Consider the following 16498-nt stretch of genomic DNA (forward strand, 5'->3'; position numbering starts at 1 on the left):
ATTTGACCGCTATTGAAAATCCCGGCTGCGCACATCCAGCCCCGCCAACAGCGGGTTAAGATTGTGCAGTCGCCGGGCGATCAAATGAATCACACCCTTCTCCGACTCGATATAACCATCCACTTGCATCATCTGTGAGCCAAGCAGCTCACGCCGCTGGCGCTCGGCCAGTTCGTGCCAGACCACCACGTTGACCATGCCATACTCGTCCTCGAGCGTGACAAAGATCACCCCGCTGGCGGTCCCGGGTTTCTGCCGTCCGGTTACCAGCCCCGCTACCGAAACCGCGCGACCGCTTTCGATCAGGGGCAGCTCCCGGGAGCTGCGACAGCGCCTCGCCGTGAGCTGTTCACGCAACAGGCTCAGCGGATGCGGGCCCAGCGTCGTGCCCACACTGGCATAATCGGCTTGCAGATCTTGCCCTTGAGTCGGCTCGGGTAACATCACGGCGGCTTCTTCCGCACAGGCCAGGCCGGCAAACAATGGCATCTGCGGCTCGACCCCGGCAATCGCCCAACGTGCGCTATGGCGATGCCCGGCCAAACCACGCAACGCGCCAGCATCAGCGAGCAGTTCACGCGCACGTGAAGACAGCTGCGCTCGCTCGCTAAGCTCCGCCACATCAGCAAATGGCGCCTGTTCACGGCACTCGGTAATGCGCTGCGCATCGTCCTCGCGAAAGCCGCGTACCATACACAACCCCAGCCGAATCGCCGGCTGCTGCTCTTCAGTCGCACCGCCGCCCTCCAGGGTGCAGTCCCACTGGCTGTAGCGCACATCCACCGGCAGGGTTTCCAACTGATGGCGGCGTGCGTCCTGCAGTAACTGGTCAGGGCTGTAAAAGCCCATCGGCCAGCTATTGATCAGCGCGCAGGTAAAGGCCGCCGGCTCATGACATTTCAGCCAGCAACTGGCGTAGGTCAGCAACGCGAAGCTGGCGGCATGCGACTCTGGAAAACCGTAACTACCAAAGCCTTTGATCTGCTCGAAGATCCGCGCGGCAAACTCGGCGCTATAACCGCGCTCTAGCATGCCCTCGGTCAGGCGCTTCTGGTGTGGTTCCAGACCACCATGGCGCTTCCAGGCCGCCATGCTACGACGTAGTTTGTCCGCTTCATCGGCGGTATAGCCCGCGGCGACAATCGCCAGTTCCATCACCTGCTCCTGGAACAGCGGCACGCCCAGGGTTCTTTCGAAAACAGCCCGCAGCGCCTCTGAAGGATAAGTAACCGGCTCCTCTTTATTACGCCGCCGCAGATAGGGATGCACCATATCGCCCTGAATCGGACCGGGACGGACAATCGCCACTTCGATTACCAGGTCATAAAAAGTCCGGGGCCTGAGCCTGGGCAGCATGGCCATTTGCGCCCGCGACTCGATCTGGAATACGCCGACGGTATCGGCACGGCTGATCATCTCATAGGTAGGCTGGTCTTCCGCAGGAATGGTCGCCAGCGTCAGATCGCGCCCGCGGTGCAGGCGCAGCAGATCGAAAGTGCGGCGCAGCGCGCTGAGCATGCCCAGTGCTAGAATATCCACCTTGAGCAGGCCGACCAGATCCAGATCGTCCTTGTCCCACTGGATAATGGTGCGCTCATCCATCGCCGCATTTTCCACCGGCACCAGCGTGTGCAATGGCTGCTCGGAAATCACAAAGCCGCCCGGATGTTGCGACAGGTGCCGGGGAAATCCGATCAGCTCCTCGGTCAACTTCAACACCCGATGCAATAACGGATGTGCCGGATCAAAGCCGGATTCACGCAGGCGCTCATCCGAGGGCACCTTGCTGCTCCAGCGGCCGCAACAGTCGGCCAATGCATTGATCTGATCCGCCGGCATGCCCAGCGCCTTGGCCACATCACGGATGGCACCAGCCCCCCGATAACTGCTGGCCACTGCGGTCAAGGCCGCACGATGCCGACCGTAACGCTGGAATACGTACTGGATCACCTCTTCCCGGCGGTCATGCTCGAAATCCACATCGATATCCGGCGGCTCATTACGCTCGCGAGACAGAAAGCGTTCAAACAGCAGATTGGATTTCGCCGGGTCGATTTCGGTAATACCCAATGCAAAGCACACGGCCGAGTTGGCCGCCGACCCTCTACCCTGGCAGAGAATATGCCGCTCACGGGCAAAGCGGACAATGTCATGCACCGTAAGAAAATAACTCTCATATTCCTTGAAAGTGATCAGCTCCAGTTCCTTGTCGATCTGCGAGCACACCTTATCGGTGACCCCGGCAGGCCAGCGCCAGCGAATCCCCCGCTCGGTTAATTCACGCAGCCAACTGGCCGGTGTTTCGCCTTGTGGCACCAGCTCATGCGGATATTGATAGCGCAGTTGCCCAAGGTCGAATGTGCAGCGTGCGGCAATCAATTGGGTTTCAGCGAGTAAATCCGCTGGATAGATTTCTGCCAGTGCATCAGGTGAACGCAAGTGCCGTTCACCATTCGGAAACAACCGTAATCCTGCCTCGGACAGGGTGCAGTGATGGCGCACTGCGGTCATGGTGTCCTGCAGGGCACGCCGGCCGCGGGCATGCATGTGTACATCGCCGGCGGCAACCAGTGGCAGGTTGAGCATTTGCCCGGCTTCACGCAGTTGCGCCAGGCGCTGATCGTCATCCTGACCGCAGTGCAGCTCTACCGCGAGCCACAGGGCCTGGGGAAACAGCGCGCGCAACCATTGACCCTGCTTCAGGCAAGGCTGTTCGCCGGGCAGCCATAGCGCCAGCAGACCATCCAGCGCTGACTGAAAGTCATCTGGTAGCAAACGATATTCGCCTTTGGGAGCGCGGCGCCGGGCCTGGGTAATCAACCAGCACAGACGCTGGTAGCCCGGCAGATTTTCTGCCAGCAGCACCAGCTTGGGCCCACTTTCAACCTGCATCTCACTGCCGACAATCAAGGGCAAGCCGGTATCCTTTGAAGCCTGCCAGGCGCGTACGATACCAGCCAGGGAGCATTCATCTGTCACCGCCAGCGCGCTATAACCATGCAGCTGGGCGCGCTCGAAGAGCTCCTGGGCACTGGAGGCGCCGCGCTGAAAGCTGAAGTTCGACAGACAGTGCAGCTCGGCGTAGCCCATCAAGATGGCTCGTTCTGAATCCGCGCTCATGCGAACCAGCCATGTAACCACAATGGCCCGCCCTGCCCCACAGGCCGATAGGCCCAGGCGCGTTGGCCATTATCGGTTTCCACCAGATAGTAGTCGCGACGCATATCACCCCCATCCCACCAACCGCTTTCGATACGCTCTGGACCCGCGAGAATCCGCAAACCGCTCAGCTGCGCCTGCGGCTCTTGCAGCAACCAACCGGGCCTGGCGATGGTGTGATCACTCAATAAACAAGGCGCACGTACTTCCGAGGTTCGCCAAGCCTGTTCGGGGCGGTGATCGGGGCGCACTGAGAGGGCTGAAACAGCGTCATCGCCCAAGCGCGCGCGCAAGCGTTCACGTAGTTGCTCCCAAGGCAGGGTTTGCTGCGGGCGCTCCTCAAAGAGTTCACGCTTCTGCGGTACAAAAGCCGGCAGATCCCTGGCCAGCAAGCGTAACGCTTGCACCGGCGCACGTACCTGCAGTTGCTCCAGCCGACCACGTGCCAGCTCAAACAACATCGCCGCATCGCGCTCCGCGCTGAGCAGGCCTACGGACACCAGGCTATCCTCACCCTCGCGATGCTCCAGATGCAGCACGAAGCGCTGCACGCCACTGTCGCGGCCGGCCAGAAACGCCGCCAGATCCGCGGTCAGCCGCCGTAGTGGAAACAACAGCGCCTGGTGGGAGCCAACATCAAAATTCAGCTCGAAACGCACATCGAAGAAATCCGCTGGCGCATAGCATTCCAATGCCTGGGCCCGGAGGCCGAGCAGCGTATCCAGATGTTTGAGTACCTCTTCCGGAAAGCGTTTAGCCAAACCGGCACGCGGCAGTGCCAGTACCTGATGCAGGCGATGCAACCCCATACGGGTAAAGGCCCGCGTGGTCTCTGCGTCGAAGCCGGCACGGGTCACCGGCATCTGCTCAATCATCTGCCGCAGAGTCTCGACTTGCTGCACCGCCAAGCCGTCATGCGCGTTACTCAGAATACGTGCCGCCGCCGGGTTCGGCGCCAATACAATCCGATGGCGAAAACCCAATGCGGTCAATTCTTCGCGCAGCCGTGCTTCGAAGCGCTCCCAGGGTCCGAACAAGGCAAAACTCGATTCGACTTCCATCACCAGCGCCCGCGGGTAGTGCAGGCTGACATGCGAGCTGAATCGGTAAGCCCAGGCGGCAAGAAAAGCATGCCACCGCTCGATGTGCGCCGGATCGTATTCGCGCATGGCAAAATCCCGCGACAGCATTTGCGCGGCGGCCAGTGACTGACCCGGCCGCAGCCCCAGTTCCCGGGCAGCGGCATTGACCGTTTGCAGCACCCGGCGTTGTGGCGTGCCACTGATCAGCGCCAGCGGCGCCTGGGGATCGGCCACACCCCGCAGCACCGCGTCCAGTGCCAGTTGTGGCAAGAGTATGCAGGCCCAGAGCATGGCAGCCTCAATGCCGTAGGTTAAAGGGGATGGGATTGGCGGGAGCCAGCCCGCCGCGACACTTCAATACCCGCAACTGGTTCGGCTGGCTCTCAATGCTCAGGCGCAAAGCCGCTGGCGACGGGTTGAGCGCCTCATTGATCGGCCGATAAGCAAAACCCAAGGTTTGCCCGGTCTCCGCTGCGACCTGCAAACGCCGCAGAACTCGGTCATTGGCTCGTTGCGGCCAGCACAAAACTGCGCCGCAAGCTCCGGAGCGCAAGCATTGCTCCGCAGCCCAAAGAGCATCGCTGCCGCTGGCTTGAATGACTGACAAACAGGACAAACTGATACCCGCCGCCTGCCAGGCCGGGGCAAAAGGAATATGCGGCGGACCGATCAGCACCACCCTTTCACCGGCTGCCGACAAGCGCTTGAGGGTTGGCCAGAGCAACTGCAGCTCGCCGGTGCCTTCGGCTTGGATGAGTATTTCACTCAGCGCTGCCTCGGGCCAGCCACCCGATGGCAAGGCCATGTCCAGTTCGGCAAATCCCGTCGATTGTCCAGCAGCAGGCACCGCAGCGGGCTGGCCGCGCCAGATACGCCGCTCATCGAGCATAGTTGACAGTGACACCACCGAGCCCATCACCGACTCCGGTCCAGACGGGTGCACCTGAAGACAACACCACGAGCAATGTGAGTAAAGTGCAGAGAAAACATTGGGAGAACCTGCATAGGTAAAATGCTGTATATACGTACAGCATATTTACTCATGCACACAGGGTCAACCGGAATTGCTTGCAGCCACTGACGACACCTGAATCAAGTAGGAAAACGTAAATATTGGAAGGGGTAGAGTGTGTTTAAGACGAGAAAAGCGTCAGCGCAGCCGGGTGAGCCATTCCATATCTTCGGGCCGAGTAACCTTGATATTGTCCGCGCGCCCTTCGATCAGGCGGGGAGCAAAGCCGGCACGCTCCATGGCTGAAGCTTCATCGGTAATCAGCGCGCCACAGGCCAGCGCATCGGCCAGCGCCTGACGCAAGGCCCCGAGGCGGAACATCTGCGGTGTGTAGGCTTGCCAGAACAGGGAACGGTCCGGCGTAGCGGTCACCCGACCATCGGCATCCGCCTGCTTGAGCGTATCGCGTACCGGTACGGCCAGCAGACCCCCGACCGGGTCATCCTGCAGACTATCCAGCAGTTTATGCAGATCGGTAGCGGCAAGATGCGGGCGCGCGGCGTCATGTACCAGCACCCAATCACTATCCAGCGCGCCCAGCTCAGTGAGTTTGTGCAACCCTGAGAGTACCGAATCAGCCCTCTCCCGCCCGCCGCCAGCCCGCTGGATGCGCTGATCTGAGGCACAGGCGAGGGCCGGCCACCAGGCATCATCGGCGGCAAGACAGACCACCAGCCCATTCAGACCGGGCTGGCCGAGAAAGCAATCAAGGGTGTGTTCAATCAGGGCGCGATCGCCCAGGGGGAGGTATTGCTTGGGTCGGTCCGCCTGCATGCGCGAGCCAACGCCCGCCGCAGGAATCACTACCCAGAAAGGCAGGCTCATTCGTCGCTCAGCTGAAACAGGGTTTCGCCTTCCTTGACCATGCCCAGCTCATGCCGGGCACGCTCTTCAACGGTTTCCAGACCCTGCTTGAGCTCAATCACTTCAGCCGTGAGCACGCGATTGCGTTCCAGCAGCTGCTCGTTCTCACGAGCCTGCTCGTCAATCTGCTGCTTGAGCTGGGTGACATGGGCCAGACTGCCATCGCCTACCCACAGACGATATTGCAGCCCGCCCAGCAACAGCAGCGCGACCAACCAGAGCCATTTCACCGGTGATCAGCCACGGAATTCAGCGCGACCTTTATACGGCGCCTTGCCATCCAGCTGCTCTTCAATACGCAGCAGCTGGTTGTACTTGGACACCCGGTCAGAACGGCACAGGGAACCGGTCTTGATCTGCCCGGCGGCAGTACCCACCGCCAGATCAGCAATGGTGCTGTCTTCGGTTTCGCCACTGCGATGGGAGATCACGGCGGTAAAGCCGGCGGCCTTGGCCATCTGAATGGCTTCCAGAGTTTCGGTCAGCGAGCCGATCTGGTTGAACTTGATCAGAATCGAGTTACCAATGGACTCGTCGATACCGCGCTTGAGAATCTTGGTATTGGTCACGAACAGATCGTCACCAACCAATTGCACCTTGGCGCCAATCTTGTCGGTCAAGGTCTTCCAACCAGCCCAGTCAGACTCGTCCATGCCATCTTCGATGGAGATGATCGGATAACGCTGGGTCAGACCAGCCAGGTAATCGGCAAAACCGGCGGCATCGAACACCTGGCCTTCACCGGCCAGATCGTATTTGCCATCCTTGTAGAATTCGCTGGCGGCACAGTCCAGGGCCAGGGTCACGTCATCGCCCAGGGTATACCCGGCGTTGGCTACCGCTTCGGCAATCGCGGCCAGCGCATCTTCGTTGGATGCCAGGTTCGGCGCAAAGCCGCCCTCGTCACCTACCGATGTGCTCAAACCGCGGGCCTTCAGCACGGCCTTGAGGTGGTGAAAGATCTCTGCACCCATACGCAGGGCATCGGCAAAATTCTTCGCGCCGACCGGCTGCACCATGAATTCCTGAATATCGACGTTGTTGTCCGCGTGTTCGCCGCCATTGATGATGTTCATCATCGGCACCGGCATGGAATACACGCCAGGTGTGCCGTTCAGATCAGCAATATGTGCGTACAAAGGCACGCCCTTGGCCTGGGCAGCCGCTTTGGCAGCAGCCAGGGATACCGCCAGAATCGCGTTGGCGCCCAAAGTTGCCTTGTTCTCGGTACCGTCCAGGTCGATCATGGCGCGATCCAGGCCAGCCTGATCAATCGCATCGCGACCCACCAGCAGCTCACGGATGGGACCATTGATATTGGCGACAGCCTTGAGTACGCCTTTGCCCATATAGCGGCTCTTGTCGCCGTCACGCAGTTCCAGCGCTTCGCGCGAGCCGGTGGACGCGCCGGAAGGTGCACAGGCGCTGCCTTGCAGGCCGCCTTCCAGAATCACGTCGGCTTCAACGGTCGGATTGCCACGGGAATCGAGAACTTCGCGACCCTTGATATCAATAATCTTAGCCATGGTTGCTGCTTGCTCCATCTAACAAAAAGAAAAGGGTAATCAGGCGGTTTCCAACACAGGAAAGCTTTTGACCAACTCGTCGAGCGCCTTCAACTGGGTCAGGAAAGGCTCGAGTTTGTCCAGACGCAACGCGCAGGGGCCATCGCACTTGGCGTTGTCCGGATCCGGGTGGGCTTCCAGAAACAAGCCGGCCAAACCTTGGCTCATACCGGCTTTGGCCAGATCGGTGACCTGAGCGCGACGGCCGCCGGCCGAATCACTGCGCCCACCGGGCATTTGCAGTGCGTGGGTTACATCGAAAAATACCGGGTACTCGAACTGCTTCATGATGCCGAAGCCGAGCATATCGACCACCAGGTTGTTGTAGCCAAAGCTGGAGCCGCGCTCACAGAGAATCAACCGGTTGTTGCCGGCCTCTTCACACTTGGTGAGGATATGCTGCATTTCCTGCGGCGCGAGAAACTGTGCTTTCTTGATATTGATCACCGCCTGGGTCTTGGCCATGGCCACCACCAGATCGGTCTGCCGCGACAGAAACGCCGGCAATTGGATGATGTCGCAGACTTCGGCAACCGGGGCAGCCTGATGCGGCTCGTGCACATCGGTGATCAACGGCACGTTGAAGGTGCGCTTGATCTCTTCGAAGATCTTCAAACCCTCTTCCAGGCCCGGGCCCCGGAAGGAGTTGATTGAAGAACGGTTGGCCTTGTCAAAGCTGGCCTTGAATACGTAAGGAATGCCCAGCTTGCTGGTGACCTCGACATAGGTCTCGCAAACACGCATGGCCATGTCGCGGGATTCCAGCACGTTCATGCCGCCGAACAGCACAAAGGGCTTGTCGTTGGCGATATCGATCACCTGCCCGGCGGGCGCAGTTACCTGAACCGTCTTGTGTTGCATCTGTATTCCTCAGCCCTTGAGCTTGTGCTGGGCCAGTGCCGCCTGAATAAAGCCACTGAATAGCGGATGACCGTAACGGGGAGTCGAGGTGAATTCCGGGTGAAACTGGCAGGCCACAAACCAGGGGTGGTCGCCAACTTCGATCACTTCAACCAGCGCCCCATCCACAGAGCGGCCGGTCACTTTCAGTCCACCGGCCTCCAGTTCGGCCAGCAGATTGTTGTTGACCTCGTAACGATGGCGGTGACGTTCGACGATGACGTCCTTGCCATAGCATTCGTGCGCCTTGGAGCCCGGCGTCAGCGCGCATTCCTGGCCGCCCAGGCGCATGGTGCCGCCCAGATCGGAATCTTCAGTGCGCTGCTGCTTGTCACCACTGGCGTTCTGCCATTCGGTAATCAGGCCGACCACCGGATGCTCGCTGATCTTGTCGAACTCGGTCGAGTTGGCGTCAGCCCAGCCAAGCACGCTGCGGGCGTACTCGATCACGGCTACCTGCATACCCAGGCAAATGCCCAGGTAGGGAATCTTGTTCTCGCGCGCGTGACGCACTGCGGCAATCTTGCCTTCCACGCCGCGCAGGCCGAAGCCGCCCGGCACCAATATCGCGTCGACGCCCTCGAGTAAGCCCACGCCTTTGAGTTCGATCTCTTCGGAATCGATATAACGCATGGTGACTTTGGTCTGGCTCTGGATACCAGCGTGGCTGAGTGCTTCGATCAGCGACTTGTAGGCATCCAGCAGCTCCATGTACTTGCCGACCATGGCAACGGTCACTTCCTTGTTCGGGTACAGCTTGCCAGCCACCACACGGTCCCACTCGGACAGGTCGGCGCTACCGCACTCGAGACCAAAGCGCTCGATAACAAAGTCATCCAGGCCCTGCGCGTGCAATACGGCGGGAATACGGTAGATGGTATCGACGTCTTCCAGGCCAATTACCGCACGCTCTTCCACGTTGGTAAACAGCGCGATCTTGCGCCGCGAGGACAGATCAATCGGATGATCGGAGCGGCAGATCAGCACATCGGGCTGCAAACCGATAGAGCGCAGTTCCTTGACCGAATGCTGAGTGGGCTTGGTCTTGGTTTCGCCAGCAGTGGCGATATAGGGCACCAGCGTCAGGTGCATCAGCATAGCGCGCTTGGCACCAACTTCAACTCGTAGCTGTCGAATGGCTTCGAGGAACGGCTGGGATTCGATGTCACCGACGGTACCGCCAATTTCCACCAGAGCTACGTCGGCATCGCCGGCGCCCTTGATGATGCGGCTCTTGATCTCGTCGGTAATGTGCGGAATCACCTGAATGGTCGCACCCAGGTAATCACCGCGACGTTCCTTGCGCAGCACTTCCTCATACACACGGCCAGTGGTGAAGTTGTTGGCACGGCTCATGGTCGCACTGACGAAACGCTCGTAGTGACCCAGATCCAGATCGGTCTCGGCGCCATCGTGGGTGACGAAGACTTCACCGTGCTGGAAGGGGCTCATGGTGCCGGGATCGACGTTGATATACGGATCCAGCTTGAGCATGGTGACCTTCAGGCCCCGTGCTTCGAGAATGGCTGCAAGCGATGCCGAAGCAATACCCTTGCCCAATGAAGATACAACACCACCCGTGACGAAGATGTAGCGCGTCATGAAAAACCCGTTGAATGAACTGTTAAGCGACCAGAGCCGCGGGGAATCGAAGGGAGCCTGGGGGAAGCACTGGTTGATTCCCAAAGTCTCGTCAAGATGGGAAGTCAGGATACCAGACGCCCCCCGATTGCTCAATCCGTTAGCGGCAACCAAGTGACCTGAAAAGCCGATTCATTGCCGCTCGCAGCCGCATCCTGAGCATTCCAGCGCCCCGCTACGGAAACCAGTTGCTCGTCGCAGTATAGCAACGGAACCCGAGCGCGCAGCCAAAGCGGAATGCCTGACTGTTGTAGCAAATCCTTCAAGGACTGAGTCGGGCGGCCTGGCGGCTTGATCAATTCACCACCCTGGCGATATCTGACCTGCCAGAGACCCGCACGCCAGGCAATACCCTGCTCTGCCGGCGTGATCAGCAAAGTACCGTTGCTAGCGCTCAATGGCGTATCGCCCCAAAGCGGCAGAGGCTGGGGCACAGGTGTGCATGCCGTGGCGTCAGGCAATAGCCAAATGCGACCCGACGAGCGGCATAGCCGATAGTCGGCCACGCGCATTTCCGGCTGCCCGTCGCCGTCAGCAGCTAACTGACTGAGGAACGTCTGGAGCTGCCGCCTGGGCGGCGACGTGAACTGATTCAGTTGGCACCAATAGCGCAGCAGATTGGCCTGCCTCGGCAGCGACAGGGTCTGCACGTACCCGGCATCCAGGCTTTGCCAGGCACACAACCAGGGATCAGTAACGCCCGGCTGAGCCAGCTGCAGATCCTCCTGCGCGCGCTCATCCAGAATCAGGTTGGCATCCGCGGCATGCTCCGCCAGTTGCAGCAGACTATCCGGCGCCGCGGGCCAGCTGTCACGCAGGCGTGGCAAAAGATCGTGACGCAAGTGAGTACGGGCAAACCGCTGATCCTGATTGGCCGGGTCTTCTATCCAGCTCAATTGTCTGGACTCGGCCCGGGCCAGCAGTTCCGAGCGGCTCCAGCCCAGCAGCGGTCGGTACAAATGACCCTGCGCCAACGCCCGCCTCTGCGGCATACCCGCCAACCCACGCAACCCCGTGCCGCGGAGTATTCTAAACAGCAGCGTTTCCAGTTGATCGTCCTGATGATGCGCCAGCAGCAGACAATCATCGCTGCCCATATGCGCAGCGAAAGCCTGATAGCGCGCAGCACGGGCCTGGGCCTCGATACTCGCGCCTGGCGTCAGCTGCACTCGCTCGACAATCAGCTCCACTCCGCGCACGCGGCACTGCTGCAGGCAGTGTTCCGCCCACAGGTCGGCATCGGCATGCAGGCCGTGATGTATATGCAGCGCTTTAATGGGAGGGAGCGAATGATGGTCGCGCAGCTCGGTCAATGCGTCGAGCAGAACCATCGAGTCCATGCCACCGGACAACCCCAACCACCAGGTCGGGGCGTCCGTGCAGGGCAGCAACTGCCTGAGCAGTTCCTGCGCAGAGAACATCTACTTCAGACCGAAAGCCATCAGGCGATCGTAACGACGCTCGAGCAGCTCGTCAGCGGGGAGTTTTTCCAACTCCTCCAGTTCAACCAGCAGCTGGGCCTTGACCCGTGCGGCCATTTCTTCCGGCTTGCGGTGCGCGCCACCGAGTGGCTCGGCGATCAGGTTATCAACCAGCTTGAGCTCCTTCAGCCGCTCGGCGGTAATGCCCATAGCTTCGGCGGCGTCGGCGGCCTTCTCGGATTTCTTCCACAGAATCGAGGCGCAGCCTTCCGGGGAAATAACCGAATAAGTGGAATACTGCAGCATCATCAGGCGGTCGCACACACCAATCGCCAGAGCCCCACCGGAACCACCCTCACCAATAACGGTGGCAATGATCGGGGTTTTCAGGCGCGCCATGATCTGCAGATTCCAGGCGATAGCCTCACTCTGACCGCGCTCTTCCGCGTCGATACCCGGATAAGCACCGGGCGTATCGATAAAGGTCAGCAGCGGCATATTGAAGCGTTCGGCCATCTGCATCAGACGGCAAGCCTTGCGGTAGCCTTCAGGCTTGGGCATACCGAAGTTGCGGCGAACCTTCTCCTTCACGTCACGGCCTTTCTGATGCCCAATAATCATTACCGGGCGGCCATCCAGACGTGCAATACCACCCACAATGGCGGCATCATCGGCGAAATGCCGATCACCGTGCAGTTCTTCAAAATCAGTAAAAATCTGACTGATATAGTCCAGCGTGTAAGGCCGCTGTGGATGCCGGGCCATCTGCGCAATCTGCCAGCTGCTCAGATTGCCGAAGATGCTTTCGGTCAGCGACTTGCTCTTGTCCTGAAGACGGGCGATTTCGTCGGTGATATTCAGCGAATTATCACTGCCGACCAATCGCAGCTCTTCGATCTTGGCCTGCAGATCAGCGATCGGCTGTTCAAACTCCAGGTATTTCTGGCTCTTGCTCATAAGCATCCATTATCCGCGTAGGCCCCGCAGCAGGGCGTCCGATTTTTCATTACCTTAAGGGATTGGCGCCTAACAGTCGAGCGCACCAAGCCCTTGCGCATCATCTGTAGTGCAAAGAGACGCTGTCTTTGCCCAGGTGGTCACGTATCCCCTGCACCAGATCATCGGCCGGCTCGACCCTCCAACCTTCGCCCAGGCGCAATTGCACCGCTGCGTCCGGCCGCTGCAGATCCACCGTTACCGCGCATCCGCCGGGGAATTTGCGCAACAACCCGGCCAACTGGTCGAGACTTTGCGCGCCGTGGCGCTCGGTGTTCAGGCTGATACGCACGCTGTCGAGCAAGGTTGTGCGGGCGTCTTCCAGGCTCATTACCCGCTTGACGCGCATGCGCAGGCCGCCGGAAAAATCATCCTGACTAACCTCCCCTTCCACCACCAACATGGCGTCTTTCTGCAACAACGCCTGTGATGACTGATAGGCCTCGGCATAAAGCGAGACCTCAATCCGTGCCGAACGGTCATCCAGCGTGACAAAGCCCATCTTGTCGCCACGCTTGGTCTTCATCACCCGCAGGTCAAAAACCAGTCCGGCAATCGTCTGGCTGTCGCGTGACGGCTTCAGATCAATAATGCGCTGGCGGGCAAAGCGGCGAATCTCTTTTTCATACTCGTCAATCGGGTGACCGGTCAGGTACAGCCCGAGCGTTTCTTTCTCGCCACGCAGGCGTTCCTTGAAGGTCCACTCACGGACCTTGCGATATTGCTCGTACACGTCGCGCACGGTGGAAGGGCCGAGTAGCTCGCCGAATAGATCGGCATGGCCGCTGTCCGCGCTCTTGGCAGTCTGCTCGGCCGCCGCAATCGCTTCTTCCATCGCCGCCATCAATGACGCCCGGTTGCGGTCGACGTTCTTCAGATAGGCTTGCTGTTCGGTATCGAAAAACGGCCCGAGGTTATCCAGCGCGCCGGAACGGATCAGCGCTTCCATCACTCGCTTGTTGATCCGCTTGAGATCGACACGGGCACAGAAGTCAAACAGATCGAGAAACGGACCGCCTTGCAGACGCTTCTCAACAATGGTCTCCACCGGCCCTTCACCCACGCCCTTGATCGCGCCCAGCCCGTATACCACAGCGCCCGCATCATCCACGGTGAATTTGTATTCCGAGACGTTCACATCCGGCGGGTTGAGGCGCAGCTTCATGCTGCGGCACTCTTCGATCAGCGTTACCACCTTGTCGGTATTGTGCATATCGGCCGACAACACCGCCGCCATAAAGGGCGCGGGATAATGCGCCTTGAGCCAGGCGGTCTGATAAGAGACCAGGCCGTAGGCTGCCGAGTGTGATTTGTTGAAACCGTAACCGGCGAACTTTTCTACCAGATCAAATATGTTGCCCGCCAGATCGGCGTTGATATTGTTCGTCTCGCAACCTTCAAGGAAAATTTGCCGCTGCTTGGCCATTTCCTCCGGCTTTTTCTTACCCATGGCCCGGCGCAGCATGTCGGCACCGCCGAGCGTATAACCGGCCATGACCTGGGCAATCTGCATCACCTGTTCCTGATACAGAATAATACCGTAGGTCGGCGCCAGTACCGGCTTCAGGCTGTCGAGCTGATAGTTCGGATGCGGATAGGAAAGGATCTCGCGGCCGTGCTTACGATTGATGAAATCGTCAACCATGCCCGATTGCAATGGCCCAGGACGGAACAGGGCTACAAGGGCGATCAGATCTTCCAGGCAGTCAGGCTTGAGCTTTTTGATCAGCTCTTTCATGCCGCGTGATTCGAGCTGGAATACCGCGGTGGTCTCGGCCTTCTGCAACATCTGGTAGGTGGGCAGATCATCCAGCGGGATAAAGTTGATATCCAGGGGCGCACCACCGGTCTTGGCCCGCACCCGGTTGATGGTGTCCATGGCCCAGTCAATAATGGTCAGGGTCCGTAGACCGAGAAAGTCGAACTTGACCAGGCCCGCGGCCTCTACGTCATCCTTGTCGAACTGTGTCACCAGACCGCCGCCGGCCTCGTCGCAATACAGCGGAGCAAAATCGGTCAGCTTGGTCGGCGCGATCACCACGCCACCGGCGTGCTTGCCGACGTTACGCGTAACGCCTTCAAGCTTGAGCGCCATGTCCCAGATTTCCTGGGCTTCTTCGTCATTGGCAAGAAAGTCACGCAGGATCTCTTCCTGCTCGAAGGCTTTGGCCAGCGTCATGCCGACTTCGAAGGGGATCATCTTCGATAGTTTGTCAGCCAAACCATAGGACTTGCCTTGCACCCGCGCCACGTCCCGCACCACGGCCTTGGCCGCCATGGTACCGAAGGTGATGATCTGCGATACCGCGTTGCGGCCGTAGGTGTCGGCTACATATTCGATGACCCGGTCTCGCCCTTCCATGCAGAAGTCGACGTCAAAGTCGGGCATGGATACCCGCTCCGGGTTCAGAAAGCGTTCGAACAGCAGATCGTATTGCAGCGGGTCCAGATCGGTAATCAGCAGCGAATAGGCGACCAGCGAGCCTGCCCCGGAGCCCCGGCCCGGGCCCACCGGTACACCGTTATTCTTGGCCCACTTGATAAAGTCCATCACGATCAGAAAGTAACCGGGAAACTCCATCTGGATAATGATATCCAGCTCGAAGTTAAGCCGGTCGATATACACCTGACGGCGTGCTTCGTAATTATCTGAATCGGGCGGCAGTACCACTTTGAGACGTTCTTCCAGCCCTTCAAACGAGACCTTGCGGAAGAAGTCCGCTTCACTCATGCCGCCCGGCGTCGGAAAGGCCGGAAGGAAGTTCTTGCCCAGCTGCACGTCGATATTGCAGCGACGAGCAATTTCCACGCTGTTGGCCAATGCTTCCGGGATGTCGGAAAACAGCTCGGCCATTTCGGCCGGCGTTTTCAGATACTGTTCTTCGCTGTACTGGCGCACCCGACGCGGATCATCCAGCGCCCGGCCTTCACCAATACACACGCGCGTTTCGTGTGCTTCAAAATCTTCACGCTTGAGAAAGCGCACATCATTGGTCGCCACCACCGGGCAATCCAGCTTGACCGCCAGGTCAACGGCGGCGTGCAAGTACTCTTCGTCGTTTGGGCGGCTGGTACGTTGCAACTCCAGATAGAAACGGCCGGGAAAGACCTGCATCCAGTACTGCAGCAGAGCATCGGCTTCTTGCGGATTGTTGGACAGCAGTGACTGACCGATCTCTCCTTCCTTGGCGCCGGACAGCGCAATTACATCTTCACTGGATTCGGCCACCCATTCGCGGCGGATAGTCACCACGCCGTTACGCTGACCTTCGGTATAACCGCGGGAGATCAGTTCGGTCAGATTGCGGTAGCCGTTACGGTTCATGGCCAGCAGGCTGAGGCGAGTAAGCTGGTTGTCATCATTCGCGCCGACCAGCCAGACGTCGACACCGGAAATCGGCTTGATCCCGCCGCCCATGGCCGCCTTGTAAAACTTCACCAGGCTGCACATATTGTTCTGATCCGTCACCGCCACTGCCGGCATCCCTGCCTCGGCTACCATCTTGATCAGTGGCTTGATCTTGACGATACCGTCAACCAGAGAAAACTCGCTGTGTACACGCAAGTGAACGAAAGAATGCGTCATGGTGGTCCTGTTTCTGAAGGCAACAACTGAGGTGGGATTGTAACGGCGGGGGGAGTTGGGGGCTAGCTGGCTTTGTCTTCGATTCCTGCCTGCTATCAGTTCTTTTTGAGCCAATACACGAGCAGCGGCAGTCTAGCGGAGCACTGGGATGCGCGATCTCTGCGCCTGGCGTGCGTAAGGCGGCAGGGCACGCCGACCCGCCGTGAATACATCCCTGTAGGCTCATCACCGGCATCCATGCCGGAGACGGTCGGCTTACCCCTGCCGCCTTA

11 protein-coding genes are annotated in these 16498 nt (G+C 59.4%); all 11 read right to left on the bottom strand.

The genetic code is table 11. From position 1 onward, the window contains the following. Positions 1-9: 9 nt before the first annotated feature. Entirely contained in the window at positions 10-3141 is a 3132-nt protein-coding gene (locus DT594_RS18705) for an error-prone DNA polymerase (RefSeq protein WP_425460589.1), read from the bottom strand. After that, positions 3117-4532 carry a Y-family DNA polymerase gene (locus DT594_RS18710; RefSeq protein ID WP_149334680.1) on the bottom strand — a complete coding sequence of 472 codons (1416 nt, stop codon included), beginning with the start codon at positions 4530-4532 and terminating at the stop codon, positions 3117-3119. Before DT594_RS18710 ends, DT594_RS18705 begins: the two co-directional genes overlap by 25 nt. Before the next feature lie 7 nt (positions 4533-4539). Then, the gene (gene imuA / locus DT594_RS18715; protein ID WP_149334682.1) at positions 4540-5157 is read right to left on the bottom strand and encodes a translesion DNA synthesis-associated protein ImuA; all 618 of its coding nucleotides are present in this window, start codon (positions 5155-5157) and stop codon (positions 4540-4542) included. Between the two features lie 234 nt (positions 5158-5391). Continuing rightward, complete coding sequence (gene ispD, locus DT594_RS18720) at positions 5392-6078, bottom strand: 2-C-methyl-D-erythritol 4-phosphate cytidylyltransferase (protein ID WP_149334684.1); 687 nt, start codon at positions 6076-6078, stop codon at positions 5392-5394. Next, positions 6075-6347 (bottom strand): cell division protein FtsB, encoded by a 273-nt coding sequence (ftsB, locus tag DT594_RS18725; protein WP_096346706.1) that lies wholly within the window; start codon positions 6345-6347, stop codon positions 6075-6077. Before ftsB ends, ispD begins: the two co-directional genes overlap by 4 nt. Positions 6348-6353: 6 nt before the next feature. Next, positions 6354-7643, bottom strand: coding sequence for a phosphopyruvate hydratase (gene eno / locus DT594_RS18730; protein ID WP_149334686.1), 1290 nt, complete (start codon positions 7641-7643; stop codon positions 6354-6356). 39 nt (positions 7644-7682) lie between these two features. Next, positions 7683-8543 (bottom strand): 3-deoxy-8-phosphooctulonate synthase, encoded by an 861-nt coding sequence (kdsA, locus tag DT594_RS18735; protein ID WP_149334688.1) that lies wholly within the window; start codon positions 8541-8543, stop codon positions 7683-7685. Between the two features lie 9 nt (positions 8544-8552). After that, positions 8553-10184 (bottom strand): CTP synthase, encoded by a 1632-nt coding sequence (locus tag DT594_RS18740; RefSeq protein ID WP_149334690.1) that lies wholly within the window; start codon positions 10182-10184, stop codon positions 8553-8555. 131 nt (positions 10185-10315) lie between these two features. Further along, on the bottom strand, positions 10316-11644 hold the full coding sequence (gene tilS, locus DT594_RS18745) for a tRNA lysidine(34) synthetase TilS (protein WP_149334692.1): 1329 nt from the start codon (positions 11642-11644) through the stop codon (positions 10316-10318). Then, positions 11645-12601, bottom strand: coding sequence for an acetyl-CoA carboxylase carboxyl transferase subunit alpha (gene accA / locus DT594_RS18750; RefSeq protein ID WP_149334694.1), 957 nt, complete (start codon positions 12599-12601; stop codon positions 11645-11647). A 100-nt stretch (positions 12602-12701) separates the two neighbouring features. After that, a complete protein-coding gene (gene dnaE, locus DT594_RS18755) occupies positions 12702-16226 on the bottom strand; it encodes a DNA polymerase III subunit alpha (protein ID WP_149334696.1) in 3525 nt (1174 codons plus the stop codon). Between the last annotated feature and the right edge of the window lie 272 nt (positions 16227-16498).

This window comes from Halopseudomonas laoshanensis (assembly GCF_008365385.1).
GTDB classification, from domain to species: Bacteria; Pseudomonadota; Gammaproteobacteria; order Pseudomonadales; family Pseudomonadaceae; genus Halopseudomonas; species Halopseudomonas laoshanensis.

What these genes read in the sequence shown, in the direction of transcription:
- accA (WP_149334694.1), bottom strand. Translation starts at nt 12,601, where the DNA reads ATGAGCAAGAGCCAGAAATACCTGGAGTTTGAACAGCCGATCGCTGAT.
- ispD (WP_149334684.1), bottom strand. Translation starts at nt 6,078, where the DNA reads ATGAGCCTGCCTTTCTGGGTAGTGATTCCTGCGGCGGGCGTTGGCTCG.
- dnaE (WP_149334696.1), bottom strand. Translation starts at nt 16,226, where the DNA reads ATGACGCATTCTTTCGTTCACTTGCGTGTACACAGCGAGTTTTCTCTG.
- DT594_RS18740 (WP_149334690.1), bottom strand. Translation starts at nt 10,184, where the DNA reads ATGACGCGCTACATCTTCGTCACGGGTGGTGTTGTATCTTCATTGGGC.
- tilS (WP_149334692.1), bottom strand. Translation starts at nt 11,644, where the DNA reads ATGTTCTCTGCGCAGGAACTGCTCAGGCAGTTGCTGCCCTGCACGGAC.
- eno (WP_149334686.1), bottom strand. Translation starts at nt 7,643, where the DNA reads ATGGCTAAGATTATTGATATCAAGGGTCGCGAAGTTCTCGATTCCCGT.
- DT594_RS18710 (WP_149334680.1), bottom strand. Translation starts at nt 4,532, where the DNA reads ATGCTCTGGGCCTGCATACTCTTGCCACAACTGGCACTGGACGCGGTG.
- kdsA (WP_149334688.1), bottom strand. Translation starts at nt 8,543, where the DNA reads ATGCAACACAAGACGGTTCAGGTAACTGCGCCCGCCGGGCAGGTGATC.
- imuA (WP_149334682.1), bottom strand. Translation starts at nt 5,157, where the DNA reads ATGGGCTCGGTGGTGTCACTGTCAACTATGCTCGATGAGCGGCGTATC.